The sequence below is a fragment of the candidate division KSB1 bacterium genome (assembly GCA_034521575.1).
Lineage (GTDB): Bacteria > Zhuqueibacterota > Zhuqueibacteria > Residuimicrobiales > Krinioviventaceae > JAXHMJ01.
Window position 1 is genome coordinate 560738 of record JAXHMJ010000002.1, and the last position, 25553, is coordinate 586290.

General features: G+C 46.8%; 19 protein-coding genes. All 19 read right to left on the reverse strand.

Translation table 11 applies throughout. The features are described 5' to 3' along the window. Positions 1 to 51: 51 nt before the first annotated feature. A complete protein-coding gene (locus U5R06_05330; GenBank protein MDZ7722251.1) occupies positions 52 to 453 on the reverse strand; it encodes a hypothetical protein in 402 nt (133 codons plus the stop codon). A 174-nt stretch (positions 454 to 627) separates the two neighbouring features. Continuing rightward, the gene (locus tag U5R06_05335) at positions 628 to 2532 is read right to left on the reverse strand and encodes a glycoside hydrolase family 2 TIM barrel-domain containing protein (protein MDZ7722252.1); all 1905 of its coding nucleotides are present in this window, start codon (positions 2530 to 2532) and stop codon (positions 628 to 630) included. Between the two features lie 82 nt (positions 2533 to 2614). Continuing rightward, positions 2615 to 4183 carry a sulfatase gene (locus U5R06_05340; GenBank protein ID MDZ7722253.1) on the reverse strand — a complete coding sequence of 523 codons (1569 nt, stop codon included), beginning with the start codon at positions 4181 to 4183 and terminating at the stop codon, positions 2615 to 2617. 53 nt (positions 4184 to 4236) lie between these two features. After that, positions 4237 to 5826, reverse strand: coding sequence for an alkaline phosphatase D family protein (locus U5R06_05345; protein MDZ7722254.1), 1590 nt, complete (start codon positions 5824 to 5826; stop codon positions 4237 to 4239). Positions 5827 to 5838: 12 nt separating this feature from the next. Then, complete coding sequence (locus U5R06_05350) at positions 5839 to 8226, reverse strand: GH92 family glycosyl hydrolase (GenBank protein ID MDZ7722255.1); 2388 nt, start codon at positions 8224 to 8226, stop codon at positions 5839 to 5841. Positions 8227 to 8254: 28 nt separating this feature from the next. Then, positions 8255 to 9712, reverse strand: a complete 1458-nt coding sequence (locus U5R06_05355; GenBank protein MDZ7722256.1) for a sulfatase — start codon at positions 9710 to 9712, stop codon at positions 8255 to 8257. 1 nt (position 9713) lies between these two features. Continuing rightward, positions 9714 to 10595, reverse strand: coding sequence for a sulfatase-like hydrolase/transferase (locus U5R06_05360; protein MDZ7722257.1), 882 nt, complete (start codon positions 10593 to 10595; stop codon positions 9714 to 9716). After that, a complete protein-coding gene (locus tag U5R06_05365; protein ID MDZ7722258.1) occupies positions 10573 to 11013 on the reverse strand; it encodes a sulfatase-like hydrolase/transferase in 441 nt (146 codons plus the stop codon). Before U5R06_05365 ends, U5R06_05360 begins: the two co-directional genes overlap by 23 nt. 13 nt (positions 11014 to 11026) lie before the next feature. Next, positions 11027 to 11998, reverse strand: coding sequence for a sulfatase-like hydrolase/transferase (locus U5R06_05370; protein ID MDZ7722259.1), 972 nt, complete (start codon positions 11996 to 11998; stop codon positions 11027 to 11029). Further along, on the reverse strand, positions 11880 to 12497 hold the full coding sequence (locus U5R06_05375) for a sulfatase-like hydrolase/transferase (protein ID MDZ7722260.1): 618 nt from the start codon (positions 12495 to 12497) through the stop codon (positions 11880 to 11882). The genes U5R06_05370 and U5R06_05375 overlap by 119 nt, the downstream gene beginning before the upstream one ends. 32 nt (positions 12498 to 12529) lie before the next feature. Next, positions 12530 to 14119 (reverse strand): arylsulfatase, encoded by a 1590-nt coding sequence (locus tag U5R06_05380; protein MDZ7722261.1) that lies wholly within the window; start codon positions 14117 to 14119, stop codon positions 12530 to 12532. 15 nt (positions 14120 to 14134) lie between these two features. Beyond that, positions 14135 to 15463 carry a sulfatase-like hydrolase/transferase gene (locus tag U5R06_05385; protein MDZ7722262.1) on the reverse strand — a complete coding sequence of 443 codons (1329 nt, stop codon included), beginning with the start codon at positions 15461 to 15463 and terminating at the stop codon, positions 14135 to 14137. 14 nt (positions 15464 to 15477) lie between these two features. After that, on the reverse strand, positions 15478 to 18456 hold the full coding sequence (locus tag U5R06_05390) for a glycosyl hydrolase family 2 (GenBank protein ID MDZ7722263.1): 2979 nt from the start codon (positions 18454 to 18456) through the stop codon (positions 15478 to 15480). 129 nt (positions 18457 to 18585) lie between these two features. Beyond that, on the reverse strand, positions 18586 to 21186 hold the full coding sequence (locus tag U5R06_05395; GenBank protein MDZ7722264.1) for a DUF4962 domain-containing protein: 2601 nt from the start codon (positions 21184 to 21186) through the stop codon (positions 18586 to 18588). Positions 21187 to 21269: 83 nt separating this feature from the next. After that, the gene (locus U5R06_05400) at positions 21270 to 22319 is read right to left on the reverse strand and encodes a hypothetical protein (protein ID MDZ7722265.1); all 1050 of its coding nucleotides are present in this window, start codon (positions 22317 to 22319) and stop codon (positions 21270 to 21272) included. Next, positions 22264 to 22644 (reverse strand): hypothetical protein, encoded by a 381-nt coding sequence (locus U5R06_05405; GenBank protein MDZ7722266.1) that lies wholly within the window; start codon positions 22642 to 22644, stop codon positions 22264 to 22266. Before U5R06_05405 ends, U5R06_05400 begins: the two co-directional genes overlap by 56 nt. A 28-nt stretch (positions 22645 to 22672) precedes the next feature. After that, the gene (locus tag U5R06_05410) at positions 22673 to 24052 is read right to left on the reverse strand and encodes a sulfatase (protein ID MDZ7722267.1); all 1380 of its coding nucleotides are present in this window, start codon (positions 24050 to 24052) and stop codon (positions 22673 to 22675) included. A 79-nt stretch (positions 24053 to 24131) separates the two neighbouring features. Next, the gene (locus tag U5R06_05415) at positions 24132 to 25247 is read right to left on the reverse strand and encodes a sulfatase-like hydrolase/transferase (GenBank protein MDZ7722268.1); all 1116 of its coding nucleotides are present in this window, start codon (positions 25245 to 25247) and stop codon (positions 24132 to 24134) included. Next, entirely contained in the window at positions 25228 to 25488 is a 261-nt protein-coding gene (locus tag U5R06_05420) for a sulfatase-like hydrolase/transferase (GenBank protein ID MDZ7722269.1), read from the reverse strand. Before U5R06_05420 ends, U5R06_05415 begins: the two co-directional genes overlap by 20 nt. Between the last annotated feature and the right edge of the window lie 65 nt (positions 25489 to 25553).

The window sequence follows — 25553 nt, forward strand, 5'->3', positions numbered from 1 at the left end:
TTATATTTGTCATTTCTATAGAGCCACAAATGAGATGAAAAGTCGATAATATCAATAGGTGACTGTCAAATCTATACTGCCTGCCTTGCCGCTGACATTGTCTTTATATCCCTCGGTCACAATCTCTTTGCCGCCCTTGTCAATAGCGTTAATGTCGAGATGATACACTGCTGCCGATGCATTATAGGGAACCGGTTCCCTGGCGGTCCATACGTTTTGATCCAATGATTCGCGGGGCTGCAAGTAAAACGGCTGGGTGTCGTATTCATGGCCGCGCACGACCAGGTATACTTTATCCAGATCGGATGGTTTGCCGGTGAACTCGACTGCAACTGTGACGGAATCACCGATCGAAACGGTATCCGGGGTGGTGGTGGCCTGAACCAGCTCCGGCTGTCCGGCGAATGCAAAAACACTCGTGAACAGTAATAAAGACATGACGATAGATTTCATAGCTGCTTTTCCTCTTTTCGTTAATTAAAATAATAATAGTTGTGATCAGAATTTATGATTTACGAGTCCAAAACCGTCCATACCGCTAAGAAAGGCTGCAAAAAACGCTTGTCACAATCCGATATAAAGAAAGGAAATCATCGTCTCAGCAGTCCTTTGAGAGTTACCTGACACCTATTGATGATAAATAACGTTCGGTGCAGTAAATATGGCCTCCAGTCTATCACGGTCGAATTTTAATTTACGGTCATAGGTGTAGATACCGTTGACCTCTCCTTCTATATCATAGAGCTGAGTGTAGCAAAAACCGGATATATATGGATTTTCAAGCAGCGCCATTGTCTGCTCCATTAACAGATCAAGGAACAACGTTTTTGTGGGTTTTTTTGACGTTTGAAACCATCGTCCCTGTCTTTTTCGTTTTTCGACTTCGTTATAGGTTCCTTTACCAAAGCCCCAGTACCGGGGATCAGAAGGGATTTTTGCTTCCTCGTCCCAGAAAATTCCACCGTATTCAGCGACAATAAAAGGCTGACCTTCGTAAGGAACTGAATATTGATCCCGCGTTTGCACGCCCTCGTACCTGCCGTATTGCAGTGAATGATAATCTTTACGCAGTGTATCCGGATGCTGCTGATAAGTATGACTGGAATAGATGTCTGTATCCACATGCGCAAAGCCGCTGGCATCGTGAACAGGCCGGGTCAAATCCAAAAGCCTGGTCAAATCGACCGTGGATTGAACCGCGCGGCGGTGGGCTTCCGGATGCTTTTGGGCTTCTTTGCTTGTTTCATTAAATGGCGTCCAGAACAAAATGGAAGGGTGGTTGAAATCCCGCATTACCGCCTCACGCCATTCCCGCTGATGATTCTGGATAGCCTGAGATTGTCCGAAATCCATACCTTTGTCATAGAATTCACCTGCAGTCAAATATCCGAGTTTATCGGCCCAGTAATGAAAGCGTTCTTCAAACACTTTTTGATGCAGACGTGCGCCGTTAAATCCAACAGCCAGGGCCCGTTCGATATCCTGGCGCAGGTCGTTATCGCTTGGCGCTGTCCATATGCCATCCGGATAAAAGCCCTGATCCAGAACAAAACGCAGGAAAAAGGGCTCATTGTTCAAAAACAGTCTGTTGCCTTCAGTATGAAATTTACGCAGTCCGGCATAGCTTTGCACCTCGTCAATGATTTTGTTTTTTTCGATCAATTTAAACGAAATATCATATAAATGGGGATGATCAGGACTCCAGACCTGCGGATTGTCCAGGATCAACGAAAACGGGACACCGCTCTCCGCCCGGCTTGTGGTTTGAGCGGCCATCTTTCCGTTTTCCGTATGGAGGGTGGTTTCAAGTTCAAGGTTGCGATTATTTTTGTCGAAAATCGGCTGAAACACAAACCGGGATTGGTCCAAATCCGGGAAAATGAACACCCTGGAAATAAAATTCTGACTTTTGGCCTCCAGCCAAACGGTTTGCCAGATCCCGGTGGTGCGGTTATATTTGCCGCTCCATTCTCTATCCGGTTCAGGGAGTTTTGATTGTTTTCCCACAGGCTGTATTCCGGAACGAACATGATCAGTGGCACAGACAACAATTTCGTTTGTGCCCTCTATCATGGCATCTGTGATTTCAAATTCAAAGGAAACTGCACCGCCATAATGTCGCCCAACCGGCTTTTGATTGACCCAGGCGCGGCACTCATAATCCACGCCTCCGAAATGCAGAAATATCCGCTTTTCCTGCCATTCTTCCGGTATAGTTATGGAACGGTGATACCAAACCGCCGGAATTATATCCGTGTACTCGATACCCGAGAGTCTGCTTTCCGGACAAAACGGCACGGTTATGGTTTTTTGAAAAACGGATGGATGGCGCTGCCATTCTTCTTCAATCCCAACCTCATCAAAATCGAATGCAAAATTCCATTGACCGTTTAAATTCAGCCATGCACTCCGCTTAAATTGCGGTTTGGGGTGTTCCGGGCGGGGAACGGGAGCATCGGCATTGGCAGCAAAAATATAAATGAGAATTATGCCAATACTCGTGATCCAACTCTGTCTGTAAAATTTAGTCATACCTGTCTCTTGTTTTTAGTCGTGATTAAAGGTCATTTATAAGATTTATTAAAATTGCGTTATACTGTGATCATCCTGTTAATTATTGATACTCTGGATTGTATTCACCTCTTTCCTTGAATCCCGAAAAATTGCGCATGCGCCCGAACCGGGGATAACTTTCGAAAATATCGCCATTGCCATGCAGGCGCGGGTCGCCCTGTTTGGTCAGGGCTTTGTCCAGCCGTGTTCGCAAACCTTGTTTCACGGATTGAAATTCAGGTTCATCTGCCAGATTGACAATACAGGCAGGATCATTGACGATATCATACAGCTCTTCCTCGGGGCGTTTTTCGCAGGCGAGTTCAAACGAATGCGCCACACCGGGATCATATTGATGCTCAATGATAAAATCTTTACTGGGTGAAGCATCAATATCATTATATCCACTTCCGATTGGCTTTAAATCGGGTGTGTTAATATCAAGCTGGACATCTTCCGGCGGTGGATTCCCGGCCGGATGGCGCTCGGGCTTGAAATTATGAATGTACAAATATTGATGCGTTCGAATTGAGCGGCAGGGATAGCCCAGATTATCCGGTCGCGCATGAGTGTGTCGTTCCCTGCCGGTCAGTACATGATCGCGCTCCGGATTAATCAACCCCTGTTTGTGGGAGGTCAAAATATTCAGCAAAGAAGATCCGGTCATCTCTTTGGGAGCCGTGAGTCCGGCGATTTCCAGAAATGTGGGAGCAAAATCAATGAAACTGACCATATCTTTGATCCTGCGTCCGGCCGGAATCTGTCCGGGCCAGCAGATTGCCAGCGGCATACGCGTGCCGTATTCGTACATGTTGGCTTTGGCGCGCGGAAACGGCATACCGTTGTCACTGGTCACTACGATCAGGGTATTTTCCAGTTCACCGCGGGATTCGAGGAGATCAATCATTTTGCCGAGATGTTGATCAAACCAGTCGATTTCCACAGCATAATCCAGAATATCGCTTTTGATATAATCATGATCCGGAAAAAACGGCGGTAATTTGACATCTTTCAGCTTTTTACCGGTTTCCAGTCCTGAGCCCGGTTCATATTCACGATGCGGTTCTTTGCATCCGAACCAGAAAAAGAAGGGAGAGTTTTGTGGCTTTTCTGATAAATATTCTTTAAAATTTTTTGCATAATCAAAGTCCTTGATGCCGCTAAACGGCGGCTCCAGGCGGTGTTCATTATATTCCGGTCCGACCGGATTGCGTGACCATCCGGCATCCTCCCAGTTGCCCGGGGCCCAGGGTTTGCCGGTGTAGCCGATAAAATATCCGTCCTCTTCCAGGAGATTTGTGAATACCGTGAATTTTCTGGGAAAGTAACTGCCGTGTGTGCCGGCTTCCTCAAGCTGCCAGATATTGCGTCCGGTTAAAATGGCGGCGCGGGAAGGGCTGCACTGCGGAGCGGCGCAAAATGCGTTTTCAAACAGGGTGCCCTGCCGGGCCACGCGGTCAAAGTTGGGCGTATTGACAATCCGGCTGCCGTTTGCGCCGGTATGCGCCCACGATTGATCGTCGGATATGGCAAACAGAATATTGGGACGTTTTAATGGTTTTGCATTGCTTTTACCGAGCAGCGACAGGACGCCGGACACGCCCAGAGTGAGTCCCGTCAAATGTTTCATAAAACATCGTCGATTTTGATGTTGCATTTTTTTCCTCCGGAGATGGTATCCTTTTATTTTTGAAAAGAAAGTTGACTCTTTTTAACGGTGATTTTATGCACGAGCTCATTGTCAATGCTGTATACGCTATAAGCGACGACGGGATCGTCTTTTGTGGTGTCAAAATTCAACCGGCCGAAAGAGGATTTGTCATTATATCCGAACAGTGAAGCCGGTAACACATCATGGGTATGGATATTGCTGATTTTCGAGCTTTCAAATTCATAAAAATCATATCCATCCGGCCGTTCAATTTTCCAGGCATCGGAACGGTGCCGGTCCGCTGACAACAGAATAACTCCATCGATTTTCTGATTTTCGATGAACGAATAAATGTCTTCCCGTTCCTGCGGAAATCCATCCCAGGTGTCCACTTTGCCCGGTTTGGCGCCTTGGGCCCAGGGAACCGGGGAACAAATAACTTTAAATGTGGCCTTGGAGGATGCAAGCTGCTGAAACAGCCATTGTTTCTGTGCTTCACCCAGCATGGACGGGGGAGAGGGATGCTCGACTTTGGGGTTCATGCGATAGTACCGACCGTCCAGCATGATAAAATCAACATCACCGATTGAAAAATCAAACCAGCAGCCCGGCTGTGGTTTACCGCCGCCGTAATACGGATTGATCCAGTTGTTTTTAAAGGTATTCCAGACCGGTCGTTTCCAGGATGGTGTATCGATTTCCGGCCCGCCGAATCCGTCATTATCAGTGAAATCATGATCGTCCCAGATAGCAAAAATGCTTGACGAACTGACAAAGGAGCGATATTCCGGCCGCGATTGCCGGCGGTAATAGCAGTACTGCTGTACTTGCGGTATTTTCGGGTGATCGATATAAACATTATCGCCCAGGAGCAGAAATGCGATGAGATCTTTTGATGCTATGGTGTTCCACATACGTTCATAAGGCGGTGTATAACCGGCGCCGCCTCCGAATCCGATGCTGAATTGTGCCGGATATCCCTCGGCCGGAAATGTACGAAACGTATAGCGCTCCTCACGCAAATGGCCGCCAATGGAAAGTTGATAATGATAGGTTTGATCCGGCAAAAGGGTGTTGACTGACAGAATTGCCGTATAATCATGATCAGGGTTTGTTTTAACCACCGGTGAATGAATGACGTTACCCTGATGATCCGATACAGTTACTTGAACCGGTACCTGCCTAAATGTTCTCACCCAGAATGAAGCACTGCGGTCCGTGACGTTTCCCAGCATGGGACCGTGAACGAGTTCAATATCACGCTCTTTGATCATACGTTTAAAATCCGGATGCTTGTGCAGGCTTTTAAAAAGGTCACGCGGACCGGCTAAAAAGCGTCCAAAGGGCAGTCCATGGTTGAGGGCCTGCTGCACATAAAACACGGCCGAATCCGGTTTGTTCATCACCGAATAGCACAGGGCCAGTCCGTACATGGATTCCAGATCACCGGCATGTGTTTGAAGATAACTTTGGAAATAATCCTGGGCGCTGGGCGTATCCCCGTTTACAACGTCTGCAATCACATTCCGGTTTTGTTTTTTATATTGCGGGATCTCCAGTTGCGCATATAAATCAAAAGTGCTTGAAAACAAAATAATGAATAACAGGTATAGTCTAAACATATGCTCCTCTTTTTACTGTTCTGTTTCATCTGACATGGACGGCGGTGCGTTGTCAAGACCGCTGCCCCAGTTTGTATTGGGCTCGGCTCCCAGGGTTAATTCCAATTCACCGCCCTTGACCAGATCTTTATGATAAAACCAGGGTTTGTTCAGGGACTGGTCGTTCAATTCTGCGGATTGAATGTACAGGTTTTCTCTGCTGTTATTTTTTGTTCTTATCACAAATGTTTTTCCCGGATAATAGCGTTCATCAAGATGGATGGTGATTTGGTCAAAGATGGGGCTGCCGATTTCATAAACCGGCTCACGTGCCGCGCCGCCGCGCATTTCAAACAAACCGATTTTCATCAACACATTTAATGCTCCCATCAATCCCTGATCCTCATCACCGCTGTACCCCTTTTGCGGTGTTACATCACTGTACACGCGGTCAATGACCTGCCGGGACCAGTACTGCGTCAGCCACGGAGCCCCGGAATAATTGAAAAGAAAGGCCAGCTGCATGGACGGCTGATTGCCGTAATTGATATAGCGTCGTCGGTTCCTTGTTGTTTCTTCTTTATCGCGGGTTTTAACGGATACAAAATTATGCTGTGTGTCTTTTTCAAAGGCGGTATTGAGTTTGTCCGTAAACGCTTCCCGGGTATCCATCAGTTTAATCAGGCCTTTGACATCATGCGGCACAAAATACGTGAATTGTGCGGCCGTGGCTTCAACCCAGCCGTCATCATATTGTAACGGATCGAACGGAATCAGCCAGGAGCCGTCCCGGTTTTTCGGCCGCATCCAGTCGGTATAAGGATCGTATAGATGTTTATAATGTTCCGCCCGTTTTTGAAACAGGGCTGCATCATCCTCTTTACCCAGCTCGGCTGCCAATTGTGACAGGGTCCAGTCCTGATAGGCATATTCCAGTGTCTGTCCGGCGCCGTCCTGGTGAAATCCCCAGCGCTGTTCATTTAGGGGATAGGGGACATAGCCTTTTTCGATATAGTCCTCTATACCACCGCCGATAAATGTATCATGTTCATAACCGACTTTGCTCATCAAGCCGCCCGGTAAATGGTTTTTACGCAATCCTTCATAGGCGGTTTTGATGTCAAAGCCGCGGATCCCTTTCATCCAGGCGCTGACAAAAAACGGGGTGGACGAGGCGCCGGTCATCACATAGGTGTAATTGCCGCCGGAAGGACCGCGCGGTATCAATCCGCCGTCTTTGTACATCATGAGCATGGAATTGCAAAATTCTTCCGTTACGCGAGGATAAACCAGATGCCATAATGTATTCAGAGTCCATTGAGCGCCCCAGAATGAATCCGAATTGTAATGATTGAATTTCGGCTCGCCGTTCTCATCCAGCGGGATCTGGCGGATTCTTTGTTCCGGTCCGGTCATGTCACTGTATTTGCCGTTCACGTCGCTGATGATGCGCCGGCCCTGCAGGGCATGCCAGAGATCGGTGTAAAATCGCGTTTGCTGTTTGTGGCTGCTGCCTTGAATCTCGATTTTGCTCAGCCAGCGGTTCCATTCATCACGCGATTCCTGCCTTACCTGGTCAAAGTCCCAGTGCGGCAGTTCACTATTCAGATTCAAACGCGCCTGTTCGATACTGACATAAGAAATGCCGACCTTGACCAACAGGGGTTTGTTCAGAATTCCAAATTGAACCAAAGCTCCGCAGCTGTCGCCTGATACATCCTGTATATTTGTATACCACGTGTCACGCTGCCAGGCGTCCAGGGATTTTATCGGTTGATTGAACTGCATGACAAAATAAACAGGACAGGATTTGGGACGGCGTATGGTTGGACCATTGACGGTATATCCTTCCAGTTCTGTGTCACTGATCCTGATAGCCTGGCCGTCAATCATTTCTGCCGGACCCAGCTGGCGGCCGAGATTGAGGATGACTTTGGCCGGTTTGTCCTTTGGAAAGGTATAACGATGCATTCCCACACGGGTTGTTGATGTCAATTCCGCTTTGATATTGTAATCGGACAGATGCACCAGATGATAACCCGGCGTCGCTTTCTCCCGCTCATGTGCAAAGGATGAACCATAGACTTGCGGTCCCTGACGCGGGTCTACATCGCCCACAACCGGTAGTACGGAAATTCCTGCCAGCTGCCACGCATGGATATGACTGAATCCTTTAATATGGTCGACATTATACCGATATCCGCTACCCCAGGCGCCCTCAACCAGATTATCCGGGCTGAGATTGACCATGCCAAAGGGGCGGCAGGCGGATGAGAAAAAGAACCAGCGGGAATTGGCTGAATCCACAAACGGATCAACCAGATCGACCGGGTCTTTTGCCGATAAAGGGTTCATGCCCAAAATATACAGAATTGCTATACACAAAATAAAGGTATAGTGTAGACTAGAATGGTGATTCATTTTCAATACCATTGTTTTCCTCTTTGATTCATCCAAATTTTTTCAACACCTCGGCATCTACCGATTGTAAATAATTCATTAATTTTTCTTCAAGCTCGCGGGTTTTTTCCGGCATGGAATCGGACAGGTCCTGGTTTTCACTCAGATCATTGTCCAAATCAAATAACAGAACCCGTTTTCCCTTTTTCCAAAAGGGCGTATCCTGGTAATGTCCCTTCATGTTCCAAAATTTAATCAACTTGTAGCGGCCGTCCCGGATGGCGGTATGCAAATAATAATCCGCAAAACGGTGAAACACCAGGCCATGGGTACGTTCCAGTTCGCCCTTGCCTTTGTTATCCAGCAATGATTTAAAGGAAACACCGTCCAGATCATCCGGCAGTTTTTTTCGATATCCGGCCAGCTCAGCGATGGTCGGCAGAATATCATATCCTACCACCGGTTCGCTGCTGAAAGAGCCTTGTGCAATGCCGGGACCTTTGACAATGAACGGCACCCGGATGCCGCCTTCAAACAATGTCCATTTGCCGCTGCGCAAGGGGAAATTTTCACTGGGCACATTGACATCGTCATGATGCGACAGTTTGTTGACAGCTGTGGGCGGAAACCAGCCTACAGCACCGTTATCGGCCATATAGATGATATAGGTATTGTCGGTAATGCCCAGTTCTTCCACTTTTTTCAGGAGATGACCGACGCCCGTATCCAGATCTTCGGTCATGGCGGCAAACGGGATATTGCGGTGGCGGTTGCCGAGGGGGCGATCCGCATTTTTTATCAGAGTTTCTTCTTTGCATTGCATGGCCACATGCACCGCATAATGGGACAGCTGCAGATAAAAGGGCCGATTTTCCCGCACCTGGCGTTCCATAAAATCATTGGCGCGTGTGGTGATTGTGTCGATGCGTTTGGGATCATTCAGGGTCCAGTATTGCACCCATTTTTTCCATTTGGTTTCTTTCGTATAAGGAGATCCGATACTGCCGTGCGTGTTGCGGGTATTGCCGTCGCTGTCGTCATAGCCGATATCCTGCGGCACCAGCTCAGTGCGGTGGTCCCATTTGCCGAAATGAGCGGCCCGGTAACGGGAATCAATGGATTTCAAAAGACGGGGGATGGTTAACCGGTCATTTCCCGGTGGATAGTTTTTGGCAAACCTCTCGTCATCACCCTGGCGCACCGGTGTGTGTCCGAACTGCAGACTGCGGCGGGTGGGGCAGCACAAGGCGGAAGGACTATAGCCATTGGAAAAACGCATGCCCTGTTGAGCCAGTTTTTTGATATTGGGGGTCATATAATAATCACTGACCGCATCCGGGCGTATCGGATGCATGCGCGCAGAGGTTCCGGTCCAGCCCTGATCGTCTGTTAAAATAAAGATAAAATTCGGGGACTGTTTGCCGGATTTGGACAGCAGGGATGGAGCTGCGATGAATGCTGCCGCAGCGCCGGTCATGTTTTTCAGGAATTGACGTCTTGTATTCATATCATTTTGCTCCTTTCATAGTTTTCAGGACGTTTTTGAATGTATCGATGGTTCGTTTTGTCGCTGTATCCAGATCCTCATAATTCTTGTGGTTTTCTTCGAGAGGATCATTTTTGATATTAAATATCCGACCGTCGCCGTAAAGCTTCCACGTTTTGTTGTGTACGAATCTAGCCGGTTTCCATCGCGACCAGCGGGGTTCATAATGGCAGAACACCCACTCCCGGGTTTCACAGGGTTTTCCCAAAAGCTGTGGCAGAAAACTCAGGCCGTCCAGCGGCAAATCCGCAGGCGGCTCAATACCCGCTGCTTCGGCAAAGGTCACGAAAAAATCAGTAAAATCAATCAGATTTTCATTGACTTGATTCGGAGCGATCACGTTGTGCCAGTTTATAACCAGAGGTACATGCGTGCCATAGACGGTTGGATTGCCTTTATCGCCGCGTATGCTCTTGTCCGGCATACGGCTCGTCACGGTGTTTTTGGTGCCATTGTCACCGGTGAACACAATCAGGGTGTTTTCCCGCAGGTTTAAGCGATCCAATGTTTCGACAATACGTCCGACCAGACTATCGGTGTATTCGACGAAATATTTAAAATGAGAGGGATCGTCCGAATTCTTTTCCGTATCGGTCGGATTCTGCTGCGGCGTGGGTACGAATGGATTATGGGTCAATGCCATGGGATAATAGACGAAAAACGGATCGGATTGATGTCGTGTGATGAAATCCGTAATATAGTCTGTAAACACATCCGGACCGAACTCTCCCTGGAGCTTCTCGTGCAATACCCCGTTTTCGATGATCGTTGGATCCCAATAGCGCGATCCTTTGTGTTGAACCTGCCAGAGACAGTGTTCGTCAAAACCCGCATCTTTTGGCAATGTTCCCTCTCCCCGATATTTTGTGTCCTCTATTTTGCCGGCGACGCTGCCATTTGCCGGCAACACAGGTTTTGTATCCGGCCTGCTGAAACAGGTGACCGAATGTGAATTCTCCCGGCGGCAGCGAACCGAATTCCGTATAATTGCGGAAATTGTACTGTCCCGTCATCACCTGCACCCGCGTCGGGGTGCATAGCGGTGTCGAATGAGCATGTTCAAAGCGCACCCCGGTTTCTGCAAGTTGATCAATATGTGGAGTTTGATAAGATATACTGCCATTGCAGCTCAGGGATTCGTATCCAAAATCATCCACCATGATAAAAACAATATTGGGGCGTTGAGTAGTTGCACATTGTGAGAGCAGCAGTGTTGATACAGCAGCTGCGCTGCTCATTTTTAAAAATTGTCTTCGATGCATGTTACTCCTTTTTCTATCGGGTTACACTTTTTCCTTGTTGCTTGTAGGTTTGCAAAAGTTGTTTCATTTGTTTGACAATATCCGGGTATTCATCATACAAATTCCGGGTTTCGGACGGATCATTTACAATATTGAACAGTTTACCGCTGTTTTCTTCGCGTTTGCTTTTGGCCTGCAGTTCAGGCGAGTAGCGTGTTGAAATGCCGCCGTAACCGGAACCAATGATGAGTTTCCATTGTCCCTTGATGATAACATCTTTGCCGATGACAGTCGCCTCGCGCAGGGGCTTTGGATAACTCTTGTCCAACAGCACCGGAAGAATATTATAGCTGTCCTCACCGGCATCCGGGGGCAGGGTATCACCGGCAACAGCAGCGAACGTAGCCAGCATATCCGTAAAACAGATGACTTCATCCGTCGTCTTTCCAGCCGGGATATGTCCGGGCCAGCGGGCGATGAACGGCATGCGGTGTCCTCCTTCAAAATCATCCGCTTTCATGCCGCGTAAAAAAGACGTTGATTGGTGATCGTACTTTTTTTCGTCCTGTTTGTACCAAACCGGACCGTTGTCGCTGACAAAAAATACCAGCGTATTGTCAGTCAATCCAAGGTCATCGATGGCCTTGAGCACTTTGCCCACGTTATCATCCACCTGTGCGGTAAAATCGCCGTACATTCCCGCCCTGCTCTGTCCCTGGAACGATTCGGAAGGCAGCCAGGGCGTATGCGGAGCTGCTAAAGCCAGATACAGGAAAAACGGCCGGTCTTTTTTCTGTTTATGCAAAAACTCGATGGATTTTTGTGTGAATTTCGGCAACACTTCCTCATGCTTGAAATCAGGGGCGATTTTGCCGGCCCGCCAGAATTCACCCTGGATCGGGGTAACGCCTTCTGTATAATGGGCAGCAATGCTGTCCGTGGGTGCCTGCACCACTTTGTTGTCCTGAATATAATAATAAGGCGGAATGTCCAGTGAAGCGTGCATGCCGAAAAAATTCGTCAAATCCAAGGTCGTAGGGGCCGCCGTTCAACGGTTCATCATAATTGAAATTCTCAATGTTTTCAAATCCGAGATGCCATTTGCCGATGCAGGCAGTGCGATAGTCGTTTTTCTTGAGTATGGATGCAAGGGTCATTCGGCCCGGTTCTATGAGCGCAGGAGGACTGTAGCCTTGAATTTCCTTTTCCGATCGAAACGGATATCGTCCGGTGAGCAGTCCATAGCGTGCCGGAATGCACAACGATGCCGGTGAATGCGCCCGGGTGAATTTGATACCCTGTTCAGCCAGACGGTCAATGTGAGGTGTGGGGATTTTTGAATCGGGATTATAACATCCGGGATCACCATAGCCCATATCATCCGCCATGATAAAAACGATATTCGGTTGTTTGACCGATTGTTTTTTTGTGCATCCGACTGCCAGCAGAGATGCGCTGAAAAGACCGGCTTTTTTAATAAATTCACGTCTGTCAACTCGTTTCATGATATCTCCCTGTTTTATTATCATTCAACTTTTCACGGCATGGATGTGACACTGTCTTTGACAGATTTGTACCATCTCCGCCAACGTTTCTTCATCTCTTTGAGCTCATCGGGTCGCATTTGAGCCAGATCGATTGTTTCATTTCGATCCGATTCAATATGATAGAGTTCCCATTCTTTGTTATAAAAAACGGCTTTGGTATCTCCCTCACGCATGCCACCGCCTTGTTTCCATTTCCAGTACAGCGGTTTTTCTCGATCAAGGGGACAATTTTGAAAGGCGGGTTTCAGGCTTGAACCCTGCATGGGAGTGATCCTGGTTCCTTTAAAGGTATCAGGATACTTTGCTCCGGTTATTTCGACCAGTGTTGGCATTATATCGATAAAATGCACGGGTTCCCTGTAAAATCCGCCTTTTCTGATGTGACCCGGCCAGTGGGCGATCAACGGTGTGCAGATGCCGCCTTCATGTGTGTAAGTTTTCCAGAATCGCAAGGGAGTATTCTGCACTATGGCCCAGTCCTGTCCGACGGATTCGTAACTGCCTACTGTTCCAAAATCGTTAATGTCTTTTGATACTCCGGGAATATTCAGCTCTTCAGCACAGGCGCCGTTATCGGAAGCAAAGATAACCAGTGTATTCAGAAGTTTGCCCTGTTTGTCAAGTTTGTCAAGCATACGACCGATGTTTTGATCAACCCGGTCCATCATCGCCGCGTAAATCTGCATGCGCTTTATTTCCTTTTGACGCTCCAGTCCCTTTACCTCATTCCATAATTTGGGAAATGGTGAATCAGGCAGCGGAGTTTTCTGCGGATCAATCAGGTTCATGTCGATCTGGCGTTGATAGCGTGCCTTTTGAATGGCCTGGTAACCGGAATCATAAACACCCTCGTATTTTTCAATATCCTCGGGCCATGCATGCAGCGGATAATGCGGCGCTGTGTATGAGAGATATAAAAAGAATGGTTTTTCCTGCGTTTCAGGTTCCTCCAGCCAGGTTAGGGCTTTGTCCGTGAATGCATCGGTCGTGTAAAAATTATTGTCATCGGGAGTATAGGGGTAATAGTGTCTTTCATCATCACACCAGTGCCGGACTCTTTTCCGAGCGGGTTCAGGTTCTCCGGGACGTTTTTCACCCGGATTCCAGAAATTGCAGCAGCCGTCACGCAGTCCGTAATAATGATCAAATCCTCTGTTGTACAAATTCTCATCACCATGATGTTTGCCGGAAGCCAGGGTCCTGTATCCGGCAGTTTTCAAAACCTCTCCCAGGGTAACCGCATTTTTGATCTCGGCATGCGTTTCATCCATACCGCATTGCTGGGCGTAAACACCGGTGAGCAGACAAGCACGCGAAGGAAAACATTTGGCCGTATTGTATGCCTGCGTGAAACGTAGGCCGCCTTCTGCAAGCTTGTCGATATGGGGTGTTTTGATTTCACTGCCGTAACAGCTCAAATCCGACCAGCCCATATCATCGACGAGAATGAATAGAATATTCGGACGATCCTCAGCGTTTTTATCATTGGCTATCGAACGATTTAGAGTCAATGCCGTGGCTGCAATTGTTCCTTTGGCGGCTTGTTTCAGAAATGTTCGCCGGTTGTATGTCTTTGACATGTTTGCCTCTTTAATTTATTGTTCACTAACGGATTCCGCCCATTGCTGATGCAGGCTTTTAAGCATTTCCGCTTTTTCCGGATATTCGTTGATATAATTATATTGTTCGGAGATATCCCGGTCCAGATTGGCCAGGAACAGCTCCTGATCAAAAACCAGTTTCCAGACACCTTTGCGCACAGCCCAGCGCGGTCCGAGCATCCAGTGCATGACGTTATGAGGCGATTTTGCGTTTTTATCATTAATCATTGGTACAAGACTTTTTCCGTCAACCTTCCAATCCGGCGTTCCGATTCCGGCATAATCCGCCAGAGTGGGCAGCCAGTCAATGCTGCAGGCGAGTTGATCCCGCACACTGTTTTTCGGAATATGGCCGGGCCAGGATATGATACATGGTACCCGCAGTCCGCCTTCCCACATGGTTTTTTTATGGCCCCGATAGGGTCCGGCGCTGCCGCCGCCGCCGAATGCCCGTTCTTCAACGGAATGTCCATGATCGCTCATGAACAGAACAAGGGTATCCTCAAACAGGTTTTGCTCTTTTAAAACCTGCAGGATTTGGCCGATGCGGTCGTCGATCATACTGACAAATGCTGCATAGCGTTTGCGTTGGGGATCATTGATATGATCATACATATCGACGTATTTTCGCTCTGCCTGCATGGGATAGTGAGGCACATTAAAGGGTACATACAGGAAGAACGGATGCACCCGGTTTTCCTTGATAAATCGAGTCGCTTCGCGGACGCAGATATCCGGGAAATAGGTGCCGTTTTCCCAGATTTCTGTTTCGTCCCGCCACAGATCATGTCGATTGGGTCCGCGCCAGTAATAAAAATGTGAATAATTGTCAATACAGCCCTCTCTATGACCCAGGAATTCATCAAATCCCTGTTCATTGGGACCCAAAGGCAGGGCGGTTCCCAGATGCCATTTACCAAATATGCCGGTCCGGTAACCGTGTTCTTTGAACAGTTCCGCCATAGTGATTTGTTTTGAAGGCATGCCGTCACCGCCGATGGCATTTCCGGGCAGCTGTGCCCGCTGCGGAAAACGTCCGGTTAAGAGTGCTGCGCGGGAGGGGGAGCAGATAGAAGAGGCAACATAAAACTGGGAAAACCTCGTGCCCCGTTCAGCTAACGCATCCAGATGCGGTGTGATCAGGTCGCTTGCACCATAGCAATTCACATCGACACTGCCCTGATCATCGGTTAAAAAGATAACAATATTCGGTTTTCGGTTTTGACCTGCAGAAAGGTTTTTTGATGCACTGAAAATTGCGCTGCCTGCTGCAAGCGAGATAAAACTGTTTTTGATAAATCGTCGGCGGGTAACTGAATTCATCCTGTTTTCCTCTGTTATTCTTGTTTTGTTATCACAATATATTCAATACTGCAAAATCCGTTATATTGAAGTTCTTCAAGATTGAAGCTATTCAGTTCAACTTTGGTTCGTCCTTTAGGAAGCTGAATGGATTTATAGGTGGTTTGATAGATTACTTTATTTTCCTTGTTTTTAAGCACAATGCTCAAATCCGCTGAAACCGCTTTCCCCACATTCATAATCACCGGCTTGAGGGTGTCGTCCGGTCCGTAAACAATATCGACATTATCGCTGCCTGCCAGTACATCCTGAAATGCCATACGGTTGATGTAAAAAGATAACTTGGCATGACCGTAAAAATCAATGAGCGGTTTCCAATAGGTGGCCGTGTTGGGGCCGCCGTGCAGACAACACCATGAAAAACCGTCATATCCCAGCAGCCGTTCTTTGCGCATGGATTCATAGGCGCTGAATGCCTGCCAGGCCTGACTTTCCTGCCATTCGTCAAATTCCAGTCTGCGTCCAATGCTTCCGATATCATACCACCATTCATAAGAATGTATGTGATAGGAGGGCTTGCCTTTACGCAGCGACCAGTTGGGTTGTCCGATGGATTCCTGATGTTCGAAATCAAAATAAGCGCGCTCCGTGCTGTTTAAAAAAATTTTCTGAACAGGCGGAGGCCATTTACGCAGCAGAGACCATTCATTTCCCTTTCCTGTAATTTGGCTCATATTGCCTCGAGTTATACCCGGAGCGGTGAATGCTGTGCAAGCTTGAATCGACCGCCCCTGTTTGTCCCGGGTGCCCGTGTCATTGCCATAGGGAAAGTCTTCCGTCATATTGGCCGAGGGGGCGATTAAACGGCTTGGATCAACTGGATAGAGGGTGTCATAAACGCGCGTGAAATAGTCATTGACTTTTTCCACATCATGACCTGCAAATCCATGAAGATGGTTGCTCACTTCCCATATCGCAATGGACGGATGATTGTAAACCTGACGCATGTACTGTGGATATCCTTCAAGATCAATCCCGAATGAAGAGCCGTCTGTCGCCGTGCGCACCCAGGCGGTTGTCGGCCAGATGAATATGAGACCCAGCTGATCTCCGATTTCGGCCAAACGGGGATCATTGATATTCCGGGCTGCATGCATCCAGGCGTGCACATGTATGCGCATCATATTGCCGCCCATGGCTTTGATCATTAATGCTTCGCGAACCAGCCAATCAAGAGGTGCACAACGATTCCAGGCAGCCACTTTGTCAAGAGGGGCGCGATATCCCATGATCTGGGCGCCGCGCAGAATTTCGTCGTTGCCGTTAATCTGCAAGTTGCCGTTTTTCTGGGTGATGGTGCGCAGCCCCGTGGTTACGATATAATCATCAATGGGGGTACCTTGTTGATTCTGAAGAATCACATGGACTTTGTACAGATTCGGATTTTGTACAGACCACAGACGCGGGTTTTTAATCAGAGATGCCAGTGTGACTGATTTTTCTTCCCATGGCAAAAGAGTAATCGATTGCTGCGTTTCACCGCTCCACTCACCGGTTTTCTGAGGAAACCAGGGCTTGAATTGGACTTTAATGCTGCCGGTAAACGCCTGCCGGCTGCTGTTCTCCAGACTGATGCGTGTATTTGCATGCACCGGATTGTCTATGCCCGTTGTATGTACAAACACATCATTTATATGTTTTTTTGACAATAGATCAACATGCATACGGCCGGCGAACCAGCCTATATTGAAATCATAAGGTGTATGTCCCATAGGACGCTGCACAGCAAAGGCCGGAACCCGTACGGCAATCAGATTCTCGCTGTGTTTCTCAAGATAAGGTGTCACATCTATGGCTTGTGGACGCCGATTGCGAACATTTTTGACAATATGGCCGTTCACCCAGATCTCACCGCCCGGATCAAGAGATTCACTATTCAGCACGGCGCGTTCAAAGTCCCCGATCTCTATAGTCTTCCGCAGATATAAATCTTGTCCGGCATACCGCTCTCCGCCGTGAACGTGCGGTAGCTGTGTAGATTTCCAGGCGCTGTCGTTATATTCAGCCGTTTGCCAGCCTTTGATATCCGTCGGTACCGAAAAATCCTGATCAAGAAATGTTTTTATGGAAAAAGGTCGTCTGTTCTCATACGTTTTCTGAGCATCTGATGCCATGGGTAATGCTGCAAGGTCCTTGTCCAGAACGTTTGGACTTTGTTTGATTTTCGTGGGCCTAAAAGATTCATGCAACATGTCATATCCAACACCCCAAAGATCATCCAGAAAAGCTCCCTTCTGCATATCGATCTGTATTGTATTTACGAAATCTGTTTCAATCATGAGCGGAACATAGTCAGCAATTAATTCATCATTGATATACAGATTGTATCGATGTGCGTTATGCAGATCAACCTCCGCCTTGAATGTATACCATGTGTCGGGATCATAAACCGCATCGGTAATTTTCTTTTGACGGTCTGTATGGTAAATATGACCGCTTTGATCAAATCCGAACGAGCATACGGTTTGTTCTTCTTGTTTTAAATTAATGGTAACTAAAGACAGAGCGTTGGGTTTGACGCGAAACCTGATGAAAAATCGCCATGTTTGGGTCCCCAGAGGTATAGATAGTTCTTTGTATGTATCCTTTATTCGTAAAAGACTGTCAATGACAATTCCGGATTTTCCCCGCCATTGGCCAAGCTGTTCCTGTTCCTTTTGGCGCTGTCCGGATTTATAACCCAGCCATTTCCATTTCTGTAAATTGACCCGTTGTCTGATGACGGGCTGCGGCTGTGGTTTTAATCCGGAAATCGCACCTTGAATCTTTGAATCATTTATGACCTGTTTGTCCAAATCCGGATCATTAAAAAACTGTTTGGCAAATTCAGAATAAAATCGCAGATAATCCACCCTCTGGTCTGTATTAAAGAACTCTGTTTTACCTTTAAAATCCGTAATACCATTAGCCCGTTTTTCGTTTGAGAAATAGCGGATTTCAAAAGTATGTGACAATGTATCAGGTGATTTATAAGCGCATACAGGAGTATGATTAAAAATCATTATTAATAGAAAAAGAAAGGCTAATTTATGAGACATTAATTGAAATGACATGACCTGCCTGCAAAATCAAGAGTTGAATGATTAATTGGTATTTTGTTCTATCTTGAGCATATATTCAGCGGCCTTGGGAAGCTGATCCGATGTGCATTGGATTCGAGGTGTATCGTTAATAAATTCAACCATAACGGTTTGCGCATTATTTCCGGCATGAATGACCTTACCTTGCATTTTTAGATATGAATTATAGGACAGTCCGGTCCGTTGCGCGATATTGGTAATTTGCAAAAATGGTTTTTCATCTCTTTTCAAACCGGCCTGAATGGTCCAGTTATTAATTTGAAACGACTGATTGCTTTTGTGCAAATATGTATCCAGCGATTTATGTTTATCTGATATCTGAATAATGGCAAGATATCGCATCGTCTCTGTTTTTTCGTTTGTTTCAGCTGAAACATGATATTGATCTGCATGCGTGATGAGATGACCCTGATCATCCCGGCTTTGTTTCCAGTTTACCGGTTTTGGGTTAAAATCTGTATGAATCGACAGATTCAAAGGTACCGAACCCAGTACTTTTGCTTTTGCATGACCGTATTCATTGGCTGATGTCAAAATGTCTTGAGAATGTTTCAATATGTCGTTCGAACTGTGTAGATGCCATTGCCAGTGTGCGTGATGATCCGCCTCTAACACATCATAAATGACGACAATATCCGGTCGTAAAAATACAATGTGACGGCGAAACCGGGTCAGTCCGGTACCTTGATATGCATTTGAAGCATCGCCGACGGCGTAACTCATATGGGTTTGATTTAAAAACCGGGGTATCCAGCCAAAGCTGTCGCCGCTGCGGGGCTGTCCCTGACCGTTGATGGTTACACTGTTTTTGGCGAGCGTTTGCCGGTACCAATCAACCGTATGCGGATCCCCCATGGTGATGTAATAACCACTGCTGTAGAACATGGGTTTTCCGCCGTATAGCAAATTGAAAGCATTCTGATCGGCATGCATGTGTCCGTGCGTTTGTGCATAGGGACTTGAACGGAGGGTGACCATACAGTTGTCCGGCACAGAAGCGATATCATGATGCATGGCCACCACACCGATATCCGGAAAACAACGGCTTAAAGGCAGAGAGAAATCGTTCACCGGAGGAGGAGGTTCTTTAGCCGATAAAAGACGATACCAGCGCAGTTCATCATTTCCAAGTAGAGATTGATCTGTATGTTTGAGACATTGCTCAACATACCAGGATGCATAGGAATCCCGGAGCTCTCTGCTGAGTATATCTGCAAAAGCGATTGTCTCCAGAGGAGGTGTTTGTATGCGGTCCAGTCCGTCACCGAAACCGGCTGCATAGGAACCCGGCGGCCAGGTATAGATCAAAAAATAAGGAATATTGCGGTACCAGGGCATGTCCAGGAAATCAAATCCTGTCAATTGCTGCAGCATTTTCGGTACATGCACGAGGGTATGATAATTGGTTCTGAAATAATAGTTGCCATTCGCCCAGCCGCCGTCATCACCGCCCAGGGTCGGCACTCGATTCACCCATAATTCATAGAGGTAAGTTAGCCAGTGTGATATGTCCGGTGTACGTCCCATTTCCCGTATTTCGTCCGGAATATCTTCGCCAGCCAGCGCGATACAGGCATCGAGACACTGGGCGATAATATGCTGCCAGTTATGTCCGGCAAAAGACCTGGATTCCAGGTTATTGATAAAGCCGTCGATTTCCTGATGCATTCTCAGAATTAATACTTCCTGGACGAGTTGTTTTTGTTCGCGGGTAAGCAAATCATAACAGGAATCATACACCAGCGCCATCAAATGCAGACAGGCTGCATTGGCAAAGTTATTGACCTCATGACTGGTGACGCCTTCGGGATTCCAGTGCGCTACATTTATGGCCCGGCGAATCGCTTCCAGACCGTATTCCTCAGAACCGGTTAACACATAAGCTTTGACCAGCATGTCTGTTTGTTCGTGCACTTTGTAGGCAAGACCTTTACTCGCCCACATGGCGAATTTACGGTTCTGCATATAATTCTCACCGCGCTTTAACGGTATGCCGTCGCGTTCCTTCGGGATTGGTGTTCCGATGTATTGCTCCGCTTGTTTGATAATTATGGACGCTTCTTCAGAATCCTGAACCCGGATTCTGAAATCGGACAGGGCCTCTGCGCTGACGAGTATTCTGGGATGTTTGCTTTTGCAAGCGCTTACAAATTCTTCAATGGAGGGTGTATCATATACAAAAGTCGAGTCCGATATGATAAAAGAGAAAACATCCGACCAGCTGCCGTCTGATCCGGAATGCATACTTTTATATTGCCAATACCAGGCACCGGAGTCCAATCGGCGGTGCGGATTGAACATGGCCCAGGACAGGTTGGTTTTGAGCAGAGCCTCTGTAAAGTCGGGATGTTTAGAGAGGCGAACCGAATAACGGACATTATCACTTTCGTCAGAGGGCCACAACAGTGCCGGCGGATTTGTTTTAGCCTCTGTGCCATTTCGGGGCTGAGCAAGCCGTCGCTGTTTTGGATGAATGGAACTTGATTGAGGCAATGTTATGATATCGCAACCGGATTGCGCAGATGCGGTGGATGCCAAATTAAAACATACAAATAGGAATATGAATATAGTCAATTCTTTAAAATGCAATTCGAAAAAGTTCATATTTTCACCTTAAAAAAGGAAACAACAGATCACTTCAAGCTGGTGCAAAGATGAATGATCTGTTGCTTTTTATGTGATAATTTTTACGATATGACGTCTGAAATATCAATGAGAAAAACCTGTCGTTTACCTTTTGGCGCGCCGTTGATACATAATGCTTTATAATCCCGACTCCAGGTGGGATGCGGGTCCAGTTTGAATTGACTGCCGCCCTCATCCGAATACATTTTTCCTTCATTGCCGACATTGTTGGATATGGTGCACAAAATGTGTTCAGCATCCTTTTCCAGGTCAATCAAACGGATCGGGATTTCTTTATTATTAACCACATAGGTCTGTTTCATATACGCATCCGTAACCACATATCGTGAATGGGGTTCAATGCTGGGGTGACCGCTGCCCATAAATCTGTCTGTGAGCACTTTGAAATCAGAACCATCGTATTTGAACATGGACAGCATCATGTCTTTGTATCCCAGCCAGGTCGGAATGGTATTCATGATGATATGTTCGCCATCCGGATGCCAGTTGGGATGATTGCCGCCGCCGCCGAGACGGGCTTTTTGATTCCAGTGCTCGCGCGTTAAACACTGAATAATATCGCTCCCATCTGTATTAAGGGTGAATAGTGAGGCGTGGCGGCCTTCACCGTTGAACAAACACCGGAATACCTGCATAATACGTGTGCTTTTGCTATTGTATTTGGTATGGAATGTATAATAGACACCGTCTTTATAAAACTTGCGATCCTCGGGCACAGCATGGTTATAAAAATCATTCATGCTGGCCAAAAGACGGGTTTTGTTATGAACCAGGTCCGTTTTCCACAGACCCTGGGAATCCATCTGCTCTTTTTTGAATTGGTTGGGTTCGCCGTCTGGCGGGTCGGGGACGGCATATCCATATTGAGTAATATTTACATATCGCAAATCCGGGCCGGCTACTGATTTACCGTCCGGCGCCACATCATATTTGGGGCCCGTAAATGCTTTTGCCGTATTGGTTTCCAGATCCAGACGCACACACACCGGTTTGCCGTCAATAATGTCATTGGTGTATAAATAACGATTGGAGACATTATCCCATTGCGCATTGGCGCCCATCTGAAACGACCAGGCTTTGGTGGTGTACACTGTTCGAATGGTTCGGTTGTGCAGATCGATAAGGCAAACATCCGCGGTGTCTCCCCACTGCGGTTTCTTTTTTCTGATACGGAAGTTTGCTGACTACCAGATAACGTTGATTGGGACTCCAGGGACATTCGTCATAAAATGTATGAATATAAAAACCGTCATCCGGAGTGACTTTGGTCACCGGCGCCAGTGTTCGGCCTTTTCTATACGTTTTAAAATTCACGGATTTTGTTTTGGATTCCGGCAACTCGATCGACCAGATATTGTCAGTCATTGCAATCGCAATCAATCCGGCTGAGGTTTTCAAGAATTTTCTTCGTCGCATAATGAACTCCGGTTTGATATTTTCAGAATTATGAATTGTTTGTCCATTCTACAAGCAGGGGATCCTTCTGTTGGAGCATCCATGCTCGTAATTCTTTTCTGAGCGTTTTTAATTCATGTTGTCGTTCAGGATCATTGATGATATTACTCTGCTCATAGGGATCATTTTCAAGATCATACAGCTCTTCGGGCGGTCTGTGCTGATAATGGTTCATACGATCTGCAATCTCCTGGTCGTTTTCCGCCAGACGCATCCATTCATACCAGGCTTCATCCGCATCAAGTCCGGGACGCGGACTGTGACCCTCTGTGATATTGTTTGTAAAGGTATGGTTTGGATTCAAATTAAGAATATATTTATATCTCGAGGATCGAACAGAACGGATCGGATACCTGCTGCCTTGCTTTATGCCTTCGTTGGTATGAGTGCCGTAAACATATTCTCGATGAGTTTTGGTATTACCTTTTAGCACTTTAAGAAAGCTTGAACCGTCCAGATTGCCCGTTACTTTCCCTCCGGCCATCTCTATAAAAGTGGGAACAACATCTGTGAATTGGCACATGGCATCTGTGACAGTGTTTTTACGGGTTACGCCCGGCCATTTCACGACAAACGGCACGTTCAATGCGGCTTCATATAAAGTCCATTTGGCAAAGGGCAGGCCCGGGCCGTTATCACTTGCATAAATGAATACAGTCCTGTCTTCCAGGTTATGCTTTCGCAGCAGCTCCCGGCACTGTCCGACCTCTTTATCCATATCTTTGACTTTATTATAATAAGCCGCAACCATTTCCCGGGTATGCGGAGCGTTAATCAGATAGGGAGGTATTTTTATTTTTTCAGGATGATGTCCGCCTTCTGGTGGAGGCTCGGGAAAATAGGGGGCATGCGGATTTTTAGTGGCATAGATCAGGCAAAACGGTTGATCATGATTTCCGGAAATATATTCCTCTGTTTCTTCTTTCTCAATATATTCAAAGGGGAATACGCTTGCGGGCTCTACATGAATTTTTCCGGCCAGGATGACCCGATACCCCAACGTTTTCAGGTAATGCGGTAAACTTTTAATATCCGCATTGGCTTTGCTGTGATTTTGATGCAATCCATTGCGATGCGGGAACAATCCTGTGTAAAGCATAGCGCGCGCTGGCGAACACATCGCTTCTGCTGTGAACATGCGCGTGAAGCGCAGTCCCTCGCTGGCAAGTTGATCAATATGAGGTGTCTGGACCGTATCATTGCCATAGCACCCGGTTTCAAAAAGTCCATGATCATCGGATAAGAATAAAAATATGTTTGGCTTGTTTTTTTCTGATTTTTTACAATGTATAGATACGCCGCTTAGACCGACAGCACAACCGAGGGCTGCGTTTTTTATAAATTTTCTACGTGTTGTGCAGACTGACATGATCACCTCTAATTTTTCATTATTTATCGATATTATAATTCATAAAAAAACAAAATAAAACTGTATCAAAATTAATGTTTTAGCGCCAATCCCAGTTGTTTTTAATCCGTTGTTCAAGGGTTTTGCGGACTTTGGTATATTCCGGACTTTTAGCCAGATTTTCAGTCTCTAAATATCCGCTGTTCATGTTGTACAATTCCGGGGGTTGACTTTCATTCAGGATCAATTTCCAGTCTCTCGTCCGAGCCATAGCTGTTCGTTGATCAGCCTTCCATGTGCGGCGATAAATCCTTGTATGAAAGGGATCACCGCTCTCGAGGTCAATCCGTGGCTCTGGATTTTGAAAATAATCGTCTTTTAGATCACTGTAAGCTGCTGATGCATAGATTGTATATTCAGGTTCCTCTTTGGATTTTCCCTGCAAAAAGGGCACAAGGGAGCGTCCCGGCATATTCGGATTGGTTTTATTATCAATCAAATCCAGAAATGTGGGAAAGATATCCACACCCTGAACAAGATTTGCAACCCGCTGCCCCTGTTTTATTAAACCAGGGGCATGCCATATGAGCGGTGCATGCAGTAAAGCATCATATAAAAACATGCCTTTACGCACCATGCGGAAATCTCCCATAAAGTCACCATGATCGGACATGAACAACACAATGGTATTGTCTTCGAGTCCGGTATCCCGTAGCGTTTTTAATACCCTCCCGACTTGATAATCTACGCCCCATTCCACCGAGGCGTAATAGTAGCGCAGGGTCTCGGTTAAATCCGAATCTGTAAGCTGATCGTAATGCAAAGCTTTGGCGTAATCGTTTAACCGGGCGCTTGGTTTTGGTAACACAGAAGGCGGTAGGTGTATGTCCTGCGAGCAGTATCGGCTGGTATAGGCCGAGGGTGCAAAATAGGGGGGATGTGGATCAAAATAACTGATATGCAGAAAAAACGGCTCATCTTTTTTTTGTCTGATAAACTCGATACTTTTTTGTGTGGTTATCGTGCCATGCAGCTTCTCTTCTTCCAAATACATGTCACTGTGCCAACAAGGCGGAACATAGGCATTGTAGCGCCGGAACGATTCTCTGGCGCGTTCGTTCCATACATCCAGTTCTCGTAAGCAATGATCCTGAAAGGTATGGTTTTTACCAATCCAGCCGAGCTTGTAACCACGTTCACGAAAGAATCCGAGCAATGATCCCTTGATTGCACTGATTCTTTCTCCCGGATTTATTGGTTAATTTCCCATGTTGATGCGGATGCAAACCGCTGAACAGAGTGACACGCGCGGGCTGGCATACCGGATTATTGGAAAAATAGTTTTCAAAAAGAACACCGTTTGATGCCATGCGGTCCAGATTGGGTGTGTGTGCATTTCGATTATTCATACAGCTCATAGCATCTCCGCGCATCTGATCACAGATAATAAAAACCACATTGGGCGGTTGGGATGACTTGGCATTAATCAAACCGGGGGCAGCAACCGTAGTCAGTAAACTGG

Coding starts and splice junctions, on each gene's coding strand:
- U5R06_05330 (MDZ7722251.1), bottom strand. CDS start 453: ATGAAATCTATCGTCATGTCTTTATTACTGTTCACGAGTGTTTTTGCA.
- U5R06_05335 (MDZ7722252.1), bottom strand. CDS start 2,532: ATGACTAAATTTTACAGACAGAGTTGGATCACGAGTATTGGCATAATT.
- U5R06_05340 (MDZ7722253.1), bottom strand. CDS start 4,183: ATGAAACATTTGACGGGACTCACTCTGGGCGTGTCCGGCGTCCTGTCG.
- U5R06_05345 (MDZ7722254.1), bottom strand. CDS start 5,826: ATGTTTAGACTATACCTGTTATTCATTATTTTGTTTTCAAGCACTTTT.
- U5R06_05350 (MDZ7722255.1), bottom strand. CDS start 8,226: ATGAATCACCATTCTAGTCTACACTATACCTTTATTTTGTGTATAGCA.
- U5R06_05355 (MDZ7722256.1), bottom strand. CDS start 9,712: ATGAATACAAGACGTCAATTCCTGAAAAACATGACCGGCGCTGCGGCA.
- U5R06_05365 (MDZ7722258.1), bottom strand. CDS start 11,013: ATGCATCGAAGACAATTTTTAAAAATGAGCAGCGCAGCTGCTGTATCA.
- U5R06_05370 (MDZ7722259.1), bottom strand. CDS start 11,998: ATGCACGCTTCACTGGACATTCCGCCTTATTATTATATTCAGGACAAC.
- U5R06_05375 (MDZ7722260.1), bottom strand. CDS start 12,497: ATGAAACGAGTTGACAGACGTGAATTTATTAAAAAAGCCGGTCTTTTC.
- U5R06_05380 (MDZ7722261.1), bottom strand. CDS start 14,119: ATGTCAAAGACATACAACCGGCGAACATTTCTGAAACAAGCCGCCAAA.
- U5R06_05385 (MDZ7722262.1), bottom strand. CDS start 15,463: ATGAATTCAGTTACCCGCCGACGATTTATCAAAAACAGTTTTATCTCG.
- U5R06_05395 (MDZ7722264.1), bottom strand. CDS start 21,186: ATGAACTTTTTCGAATTGCATTTTAAAGAATTGACTATATTCATATTC.
- U5R06_05405 (MDZ7722266.1), bottom strand. CDS start 22,644: ATGCGACGAAGAAAATTCTTGAAAACCTCAGCCGGATTGATTGCGATT.
- U5R06_05410 (MDZ7722267.1), bottom strand. CDS start 24,052: ATGTCAGTCTGCACAACACGTAGAAAATTTATAAAAAACGCAGCCCTC.